Source organism: Atlantibacter sp. RC6, from assembly GCF_014193285.1.
Lineage (GTDB): Bacteria > Pseudomonadota > Gammaproteobacteria > Enterobacterales > Enterobacteriaceae > Atlantibacter.
Genome location: NZ_JACHZE010000013.1, coordinates 119,228 through 129,103, shown reverse-complemented (window position 1 = coordinate 129,103; position 9,876 = coordinate 119,228). Strand labels below are relative to the sequence as shown.

The following is a 9,876-nucleotide window of genomic DNA, read 5'->3' as shown; positions in this document are numbered from 1 at the left end:
GACCCCATGCCGAACTCAGAAGTGAAACGCCGTAGCGCCGATGGTAGTGTGGGGTCTCCCCATGCGAGAGTAGGGAACTGCCAGGCATCAAACAAACAGAAAGGCCTCATGCGAAAGCATGAGGCCTTTCTGTTTGCCTGTTGTCTGTCGGTGAGTGCTCTCCCGAGTTGGACAAATCCGCCGGGAGCGGATTTGAACGTTGCGCAGCAACGGCCCGGAGGGCGGCGGGCAGGACGCCCGCCGTAAACTGCCAGGCATCAAATAGAAAGCCCTGCACATAAGTGCAGGGCTTTTTGCTTTGTTATTCCCTGAATAAAAAGCCAGTCTGTCGACTGGCTTGCCCGTTTTAGTGGATCACCTGTGACAAAAACGCGCGTGTACGCTCTGATTTCGGATGAGCGAAAAACTCATCCGGCGGCGCCTGTTCAACAATCTCGCCGCGATCCATAAAGATCACCCTGTCGGCCACCGTTCGGGCAAATCCCATTTCATGCGTTACACAAAGCATCGTCATCCCGGACTGCGCCAGGCCGATCATGGTATCCAGCACTTCTTTTACCATTTCCGGATCGAGTGCCGATGTCGGCTCGTCGAATAGCATGATTTTAGGCTTCATGCACAATGATCGGGCAATCGCCACACGCTGCTGCTGCCCGCCGGATATCTGGCCGGGAAACTTATGCGCATGCTCGGCGATACGCACCCGCTCCAGATAATGCATGGCCAGCGCTTCGGCTTCTTTCTTCGGTAATTTACGCACCCAAATGGGGGCCAGCGTGCAGTTTTGCAGGACGGTTAAATGCGGGAATAAATTAAAGTGCTGGAACACCATTCCTACTTCCGTGCGCACCCGCTCAATATTACGTAAATCGTCGTTGAGCTCGATACCATCCACCACAATACGGCCCTGCTGATGCTCTTCGAGATGGTTAATACAGCGAATCGTCGTGGACTTACCGGAGCCTGACGGCCCGCACAGCACAATCCGTTCGCCCTGTTTGACCTTCAGATTGATGTCTTTCAGGACATGAAACTGCCCATACCATTTATTCACATTTTCGAGCGTTATCATCGCGTCGGCAGGTTGCATTGTAATATTACTCATGGGATTCCTTAGTGCGGTGTACGCCCGGTATTAAAGCGCTGCTCAAGGTGCTGGCTATAGCGCGACATGCTGAAACAAAAGATCCAGTAGATCATGGCGGCAAAAACGTAGCCTTCAGTCGACATGCCTAACCACGCGGGGTCGACTGTGGCTTGTTGCACGCTGCTGAAGAGATCAAACAATCCAATGATGATCACCAGACTGGTGTCCTTAAACAGGGCGATAATGGTATTAACCAGCCCGGGGATTACCATTTTCAACGCCTGCGGGAGAATGACCAGGCCCTGGGTTTTCCAGTAACCTAGAGCGAGAGATTCTGCTGCCTCGTATTGTCCTTTCGGCAGCGCCTGCAGCCCGCCGCGCACTACCTCTGCGACATAGGCCGACTGGAACAGAATCACCCCAACCAGGGCCCTGATCAGTTTATCGATACTGGTGCCTTCCGCCATAAAGAGCGGCAGCATGACAGAGGACATAAACAGCACCGTGATCAACGGTACGCCACGCCAGAACTCGATAAAAATCACCGACAGGATACGCACCACCGGCATGGCTGACCGGCGTCCTAACGCCAGCAGTATGCCCAGCGGCAACGCGCCAGCGATCCCTACCGCAGCAATGATTAGGGTGAGCGTGAGGCCGCCCCACTGACGGGTTTCCACGCGCTCCAGTCCCCAAAAGCCGCCATACATTAAAAACCACACCACAATCGGATAAACCACTGCCCAGGCGGCAATGTATTTCCCACGTTTCGGCATGCCTTTCCAGAATATCGGCGCGATGGAAATCAGCGTAAGGATGAGGGCCAGATTAATTCGCCAGCGCTGATCGTGCGGATAAAGCCCATACATAAACTGGCCAAATCGGGCGTGGATAAACACCCAGCACGCGCCTTCTTTAGTACAATCCGCACGCGTTTCACCTTGCCAGTTCGCCTGAAACAGCGCCCAGTTGAGCAGAGGTGGGATCAGCTCCCACATCATCCACAAACAAAACAGCGTCAGCAGGCTGTTGAACCAGCTGGAAAACAGATTTTTGCGAACCCACATCCACGTGCGTCCTGAGCCGGTAGCGGCAACGCGCGGACCAGGGCTCATGAGTACTTTGCTCATCATGGCTCCTTTAGCGCTCAACCAGGGCAATGTGCCGGTTATAGAGGTTCATCAACAGAGAAATTGTCAGGCTGATAATCAGGTAGACCGACATCGTGATGGCGATGGTCTCAATCGCCTGGCCGGTTTGGTTCAACACGGTGCCAGCGAACAAAGAAACCATATCCGGATAGCCAATCGCCGCCGCCAGCGAAGAGTTTTTAACGATATTGAGATACTGGCTGGTCAAAGGCGGAATGATGACGCGCATGGCCTGAGGAATAATCACCTGGCGCAGGGTCACCGGGTTTGGCAAACCCAGAGAACGTGCCGCTTCGTGCTGGCCGTAGGGAACAGACTGGATCCCGGCGCGAATGATTTCGGCGATAAATGCAGAGGTGTACACCGAAAGCGCGAGCGTCAGGGCAGCCAGTTCAGGGATCAACGCCATTCCTCCCCGGAAGTTGAAACCGCGCAGCTCGGGCACATCCCAATGTAACGCAGCGCCAAACGTCCAGTGAGCCGCTAACGGCAGCGCGATAAGCAATATCAGCGCCACCGGCCAGGTGCGCCGCAGTTGCCCCGTTTTGATTTGGTGATTCTTGTTGAACCGAAACAGACCTGCCGAGATCGCCAGCGCGGCAATCACGGCGAGGACAAATTCCAGCGCACCTTCGCCTAATGCCGGTGCAGGAATATAGAGCCCCCGGTTACTGAGAAAAGCTAAATCAAAGGCATTGACCGCCTGGCGTGGGCCCGGCAAATTGCGCAGCACGGCAAAATACCAGAAGAAAATCTGCAATAGCGGCGGGATATTGCGGAAGGTTTCGATGTAGACGGTGGAGAGCTTACGCAACAACCAGTTGTCGGACAGGCGCGCCAGCCCAAGAAAGAAACCCAGAAACGACGCAAATACGATACACAGCGCGGAAACTAACAGGGTATTAAGCAGACCGACTAGAAACACCCGGCCGTAGGTATCTCCTTGCTGATAATCAATCAAATGCTGGACTATGCCAAAACCGGCGCCGCGATCGAGAAAAGCGAACCCTGATGTAATACCACGACTGCTAAGGTTAGCGATGGTGTTGTGGATCAGATAAACCGCAATACCAATAACGGCGGCGATTGCCAGTATTTGAAACAGCCAGGCACGAACCGCGGGATTGGAAAAGGAGAGCTCTCCCTTTGCGTTTGGGCGGCGATGGGGCATATGTGAACCTCAATAACATAACTCTGGTTTGGGCGCTGTGAAAACACAGCGCCCGTTACAACAGCGTACGTAATTAACGGACAGGCGGAGCGTACTGAATACCGCCGTTGTTCCAGAGGTTGTTCTGTCCGCGTTTGATTTTCAGCGGGCTTTCAGAACCTACGTTACGTTCAAACACTTCGGCATAGTTACCGACCTGCTTAACGATGTTGTAAGCCCATTTATTATCCAGCTTCAAATCTTTGCCGTAGTCGCCCTCTTTGCCCAGCAGATGGCCCATGTCCGGCGTGGCTGGATTAGCGGCTTTCTCATCGACGTTTTTAGACGTGACGCCCATCTCTTCAGCGTTGAGCATAGCGAACAGCGTCCAGCGCACTACGGAGAACCATTCATCGTCGCCGCGGCGTACCACCGGGCCCAGCGGCTCTTTCGATATCACTTCCGGCAGAACGATAAACTCATCCGGGTTGCTGAGTTTGATGCGCAGTGCATAAAGCTGAGACTGGTCAGAGGCGAGGGTATCGCAACGGCCAGATTCCAGCGCTTTTGCCGATTCGTCGGAGCGGTCAAAGGTAACCGGCGTGTATTTCATGTTATTGGCTTTAAAGTAATCCGCCACATTCAGCTCGGTATCGGTACCCGCCTGAATACAAACCGTTGCGCCATCCAACTCTTTGGCGCTTTTCAGGCCCGCTTTGTTATGGGTCAGGAAGCCGATACCGTCATAATAGGTCACGCCGGTGAAAGACATGCCCATGCCGGTATCGCGAGAAGATGTCCAGGTGGTATTACGGGATAACAAATCCACTTCGCCAGACTGCAGTGCGGTAAAACGTTCTTTCGCCGTCAACGGGGTATATTTGACCTTGGTTGCATCGCCAAAAACGGCGGCAGCGACGCCACGGCAAACATCAACGTCGATACCGCTGAATTTACCGTCCGCATCAGCATAGGAAAATCCCGGTAAGCCATCACTAATACCGCATTGAACAAAACCTTTCTTTTTTACTGCGTCAAATGTCGCGCCTGCATGTGCCTGATTTGCAACAGCCATCAGTGCGCCTGCCGCGGCAAGCGTGGCAATAATCATCTTCTTCATAGTGCATCCTGTGTGGCGAAATTATCGTTATATTGGCGGCCCGTGGGCACGCTAATTACCTGTCTGTGGCAACAGCCATAAACGTTAAAGCAAAGGGAGTGCCAGTTTTGCATCGGAGGGATTACGCGTTTATTTCGATGCAGTAAGCGAAGTGTAGACACGAAACGTAAAACGCAATGCTCTTCAATGGTGCGAAATTACAACCTGCGCCACATTTTGGAGCAAAATAATTAATTGACGAGTTTGTAAAGTAACTGGTTAATTTCTCAGGTTAATATTGGCAGGGTAAGGAATAAACACAGATGTGAGATAAATCACGCGGCCGAATTTTGTGGCGAAAAAATTAATAAAGAAGTGTGAGATATTGCAGAAATTTTAATTGTGTAATGGTGCGATTAAATAACAAATGAAGGGATGAGGGAAAATAGCTGCACCGTTTAAATGCAAACGGCGCGAGCGACGCGCCGTTTCGGAACAGGCAGAGATTATTTGCTCAACGCGATGATACCCATCGTTAAGCCCGCTACCGCTGCTGCGCCGCCGGCGATAGCACCCGCTGTTTCCCAGTTATCCTGTGTGGTGCCTTTCATGCAGGTATTGGTATGCACCAGACGACCCTGATCGTCATACACCGGTACGCAAGGAGAATCATGCGCGCAGCCGGCTAACACTGCACAAAGGGATGCGACAGCGATTAACTTCTTCATGGTATTACCTCATTAGAATAATCATCCAGACATTCGCGCTAAGGGCAATATTATTGATATTCCGTTAGCTCTGGATTTGATAGACGCATTTTACCACTGGTAAAAAACAGAGAGGAGCGGTGATTATTTTCAATTCATGTGGATTGTAAAAATAATGGAGAGGAGAATTTGTGCGGGAACCGATAAGCGAGTCGGTTCCCGCGCAAGTTTTATCTTATTAATAAATCAGCTTATTCAGGCTCTGAAACATGAAAGACCTCCGCTGTCTTTCATGTCTACGAGATTACTTTTTATTAAAACGTTGGCGAATTACCACAAAGAATACCGGGACAAAGAAAATGGCCAGTAACGTGGCGGCAAGCATGCCGCCCATTACCCCGGTACCTACGGCATTCTGAGAACCGCTCCCGGCCCCTTTACTTATCACCAGCGGTAACACGCCGAGAATAAACGCCAGCGAAGTCATCAGAATCGGACGAAGGCGCATTCTTACTGCTTCCAGCGTCGCCTCGATAAGATTTTTACCCTCTTTATCCATCAGGTCTTTGGCAAACTCAACGATCAGGATGGCGTTTTTCGCAGACAGGCCGATGGTAGTGAGTAGGCCAACCTGGAAATAGACATCGTTATCCAGACCTTTTACGGTCGCCGCAAGCAGCGCGCCCACCACGCCTAATGGCACCACCAGCATCACAGAGAACGGAATGGACCAGCTTTCGTATAAGGCGGCGAGGCACAGGAATACCACAATCAGAGAGATGGCATACAAGGCTGGCGCCTGATTGCCGGATAATCTCTCCTGATAGGACATACCGGTCCATTGATAGCCAAAGCCAGAAGGTAATTTCGACGCCAGCGACTCCATAACCTCCATGGCTTCCCCGGTACTTTTACCCGGCATGGCTTCCCCCTGAATTTCCATGGAAGGCAAACCGTTATAGCGCTCAAGACGCGGAGAACCTTTGATCCAGTGTGAGGATGCGAAGGCCGAGAACGGCACCATTTCGCCGCTACTGCTGCGCACATACAGCGTATTGAGATCGGAAGGCAGCATGCGGAATTTCGCATCCGACTGGAGATAGACCTTTTTCACCCGGCCTTCATCGATAAAGTCATTAACATAATTGCCGCCCAGCGCCGTGGACAGCGTTTGGTTAATGTCAGAGATCGCGACGCCCAGGGCCTGAGCTTTATCCTGATCGACATCAATCTTAAATTGCGGCGTGTCTTCCAGACCATTCGGCCGGACGCGCACCAGCACATCGGAACGCTGGGCTGCTTCACCCAATAGCTGATTGCGTGCCTGGGTTAACGCATCATGCCCCTGGTTTGCCTGATCGATCAGTTCAAAATCGAAGCCCGTGGCGGTGCCCAGTTCGATAATGGCGGGCAGGTTGAAAGGGAACACCAGGGCATCGCTGATATGCCTGAACGCCATTGTTGCGCGTGCAATAATGGATTGCGCTTTGTTCTCATCGCCGGAACGCTCTTCCCATGGCTTGAGGCTGATAAAGGCGATACCTGCGTTTTGCCCCTGCCCACTGAAACTAAATCCGTTGACCGTAAACACGGATTCGACGTTTTTACTCTCCCTGGTGAGGTAATAGTCGTTGATTTCATCAAGCACTTTCTGGGTACGCTGCTGCGTTGCGCCGGAAGGAAGCTGCACCAGGGTCATAAACACGCCCTGATCTTCCTCGGGCAGGAATGAGGTAGGAAGCTTCATAAACAGCATGACCATTCCCGCCACGATAATCACGTAAACCACCAGATAACGCGTGGTGCTATGTATAATCCGGCTAACGCTGTTGCTGTAGTGATCGACGCTCTTATCGAACAGGCGGTTGAACTTGCCAAACAGTCCGGCATTTTTATCATGCTTCTCGCCAGAGGGTGGTTTCAGCAGTGTCGCGCACAGGGCTGGCGTCAGAATTAACGCCACCAGCACTGACAGCGCCATGGCGGAAACGATGGTGATTGAAAATTGTCGGTAAATTGCGCCGGTCGAGCCGCCAAAAAACGCCATCGGGATAAACACGGCGGAGAGCACCATCGCAATACCCACCAGCGCCCCCTGAATTTGCCCCATGGATTTGCTGGTGGCTTCTTTTGGCGGCAGATGGTCCTCTTCCATGACACGCTCGACGTTTTCGACGACCACGATGGCGTCGTCAACCAACAAGCCTATGGCGAGCACCATGCCGAACATCGTTAGGGTGTTGATCGAGTAGCCAAACGCAGACAACAGCGCGAACGTGCCCAGCAACACCACAGGGACGGCAATGGTTGGGATCAGCGTGGCGCGGATGTTCTGCAAGAACAGGTACATCACCAGGAACACCAGCACGATGGCTTCAAACAGCGTTTTCACCACCTCTTTGATAGAGATTTGTACAAACGGCGTGGTGTCATAGGGATAGGTGACTTTTAAGCCTTTAGGAAAGAAGGGCTGCATGCTTGCCAGTTCTTCTTTAATCGCTTTGGCCGTATCCAGCGCATTCGCGCCTGTCGCCAGTTTGATCCCGAGCCCAGCAGCCGGTTTCCCGTTGATTCTCGCAATGGTGTTGTAGTTCTCACCACCCAACTCTACGTGAGCGACATCCTTGAGGCGGATCAGCGAGCCATCTTTGTTGACGCGTAAGGTTATATTTTCAAATTCCTTAACGCTCTTAAGGCGAGTCTGAGCAATGATAGAGGCGTTTAGCTGTTGCCCGGCCACCGCAGGCGTCCCGCCGAGTTGGCCCGCAGCGATTTGCGCGTTCTGAATTTTCAACTGGTTGACGACATCAACCGGCGTCAGTTGATAATTATTTAACGCATTGTTGTCCAGCCAGATACGCATTGCGAACTGTGCGCCGAACAGTTGCACATCGCCCACGCCAGGGGTGCGGCTGATAGGATCTTTCACCGTTGAGGCGACGTAATCTCCCAGTTGCTCCTGATTCAGGCTGTTATCTGAAGAGATAAAACCCGCAACCAGTAAGTAGCTACTGCTGGATTTTTCAACACCGATACCCTGCTGTTGCACCTCCTGAGGAAGCAGAGGCATCGCCAGTTGCAGTTTGTTTTGTACCTGAACCTGCGCGATATCCGGATCGGTGCCGGATTCGAAGGTCAGCGTGATGGTCACGCTGCCTGACGCATCGCTGGTGGAAGACATATACATCAGGTTATCGATACCGTTCATGTTTTGCTCAATCACCTGGGTGACGGAGTCCTGAACGGTTTGCGCATCCGCACCGGGATAGTTGGCGGAGATGGCGACGGCAGGCGGCGCAATGGTGGGATACTGGGCCACCGGCAACTGAATAATGGCCAGTCCGCCGGCAATCATCAACAGGATAGCCAGAACCCAGGCGAAAATAGGTCGCTGAATAAAGAAATTAGCCATGTTCGCGGGTGCCTTGCTGAGTTTTTTCTGCGGTTTCGTCAGTGACAGGCTTCACCGTTGCGCCCGCCTTGATATGCTGAATACCGCTGACGATCACTTTGTCGCCCGGCTTAAGCCCTTCTTTCACCAGCCACCGATCGCCGATGGCTTCAGACGCGACCACCGGACGGGTTTCAACTTTATTTTGCTCATCAACCACCATCACTAACGCGTCGCCGCGCGGCGTCCGGGTGACACCCTGCTGAGGCACCAGGATAGCATCAGGCTGGATGCCTTCATCTACCCGCGCCCGAACAAACATACCCGGCAGCAGCTGATGATCGGGATTAGGGAATACCGCTCTTAATGTGACCGAGCCCGTGCTTTCATCTACAGTCACATCGGTAAATTCAAGCTTGCCGGTATGCCCATAGGTCTGGCCGTTATCCATAATAATGTTAACGCCGCTGGTGCCGTCTTTCGTCAGACTACCTTGCTCGATAGCCTGCTTGAGCTGGAGAAAATCATTGCTGGACTGAGTGAGATCGACATAAATCGGATCGAGCTGCTGTACCGTTGCCAGCGCGGTAGCCTGGCCGTCAGTGACCAGTGTGCCTTCCGTCACGTTGGATTTGCCGATCCTGCCGTTGATGGGGGAAGTGACTTTGGTATAGGCCAGATTGATACGTGCGGACTCAACGGCGGCTTTGGCGCTGAGCACATCGGCATCGGCTTGCCGGGCGCTGGCTACTGCCTGATCGTACTCCTGCTTACTGACGTACTGTGTGCCGACCAGAGACTGATAACGTTTCACCGTAAGATGGGCAATCTGCGCCGTCGCCTGGGCTTTAGCTAAATTGCCTTGCGCGCTTTCAAATGCGGCTTGATAAGTCGCGGGATCGATCTGATAAAGTGAAGAGCCAGCCGTGATATCGCTGCCTTCTTCGAAGTTACGCTTAAGGATAATCCCGCTAACCTGGGGGCGGACTTCGGCGATTCGGAAAGCGGAGGTGCGTCCGGGCAGTTCAGTCGTTACCGGGAAGGGCGCGGCATTAACGATGTGCACCACGACTGAGGGCGGTTCGTTACCTGCTGGTTTATTATTTTTGTCATCGCATCCACTAATGAACATTCCTGAAATCAGTAGAAAGAGGAATAAACATTTAGCCCCATTATGTTTTGTCATCACTATTCCTTTTATAAACCGATGGCAGAGTGTCATCCCTTAAGCTGGCATCAGAGTTAATCAAATAAACGTAATGGGCGATCCTACAAATAATCTTTGGGCAAT

General features: G+C 52.5%; 7 protein-coding genes and 1 rRNA gene. 1 reads left to right on the top strand and 7 read right to left on the bottom strand.

The features are described 5' to 3' along the window. A 5S ribosomal RNA gene (gene rrf, locus FHW74_RS21315) occupies positions 1-86 on the top strand; the annotation flags it as partial. A gap of 260 nt (positions 87-346) precedes the next feature. On the opposite strand, the gene FHW74_RS21310 is transcribed toward rrf, so the two are convergent. From FHW74_RS21310 to FHW74_RS21280, 7 genes are all read right to left on the bottom strand, one after another. Continuing rightward, a complete protein-coding gene (locus FHW74_RS21310) occupies positions 347-1,105 on the bottom strand; it encodes an amino acid ABC transporter ATP-binding protein (RefSeq protein ID WP_183172309.1) in 759 nt (252 codons plus the stop codon). Between the two features lie 8 nt (positions 1,106-1,113). Continuing rightward, positions 1,114-2,217, bottom strand: coding sequence for an amino acid ABC transporter permease (locus FHW74_RS21305; protein WP_183172308.1), 1,104 nt, complete (start codon positions 2,215-2,217; stop codon positions 1,114-1,116). Positions 2,218-2,227: 10 nt separating this feature from the next. Further along, the gene (locus FHW74_RS21300) at positions 2,228-3,409 is read right to left on the bottom strand and encodes an amino acid ABC transporter permease (RefSeq protein WP_183172307.1); all 1,182 of its coding nucleotides are present in this window, start codon (positions 3,407-3,409) and stop codon (positions 2,228-2,230) included. Between the two features lie 73 nt (positions 3,410-3,482). Beyond that, positions 3,483-4,508 (bottom strand): amino acid ABC transporter substrate-binding protein, encoded by a 1,026-nt coding sequence (locus FHW74_RS21295; protein ID WP_183172306.1) that lies wholly within the window; start codon positions 4,506-4,508, stop codon positions 3,483-3,485. 485 nt (positions 4,509-4,993) lie between these two features. Then, positions 4,994-5,215, bottom strand: a complete 222-nt coding sequence (locus tag FHW74_RS21290; protein WP_002437506.1) for a hypothetical protein — start codon at positions 5,213-5,215, stop codon at positions 4,994-4,996. 283 nt (positions 5,216-5,498) lie between these two features. Then, a complete protein-coding gene (locus FHW74_RS21285; RefSeq protein ID WP_183172305.1) occupies positions 5,499-8,606 on the bottom strand; it encodes an efflux RND transporter permease subunit in 3,108 nt (1,035 codons plus the stop codon). Then, complete coding sequence (locus tag FHW74_RS21280; protein ID WP_183172304.1) at positions 8,599-9,771, bottom strand: efflux RND transporter periplasmic adaptor subunit; 1,173 nt, start codon at positions 9,769-9,771, stop codon at positions 8,599-8,601. Before FHW74_RS21280 ends, FHW74_RS21285 begins: the two co-directional genes overlap by 8 nt. Positions 9,772-9,876 lie beyond the last annotated feature (105 nt).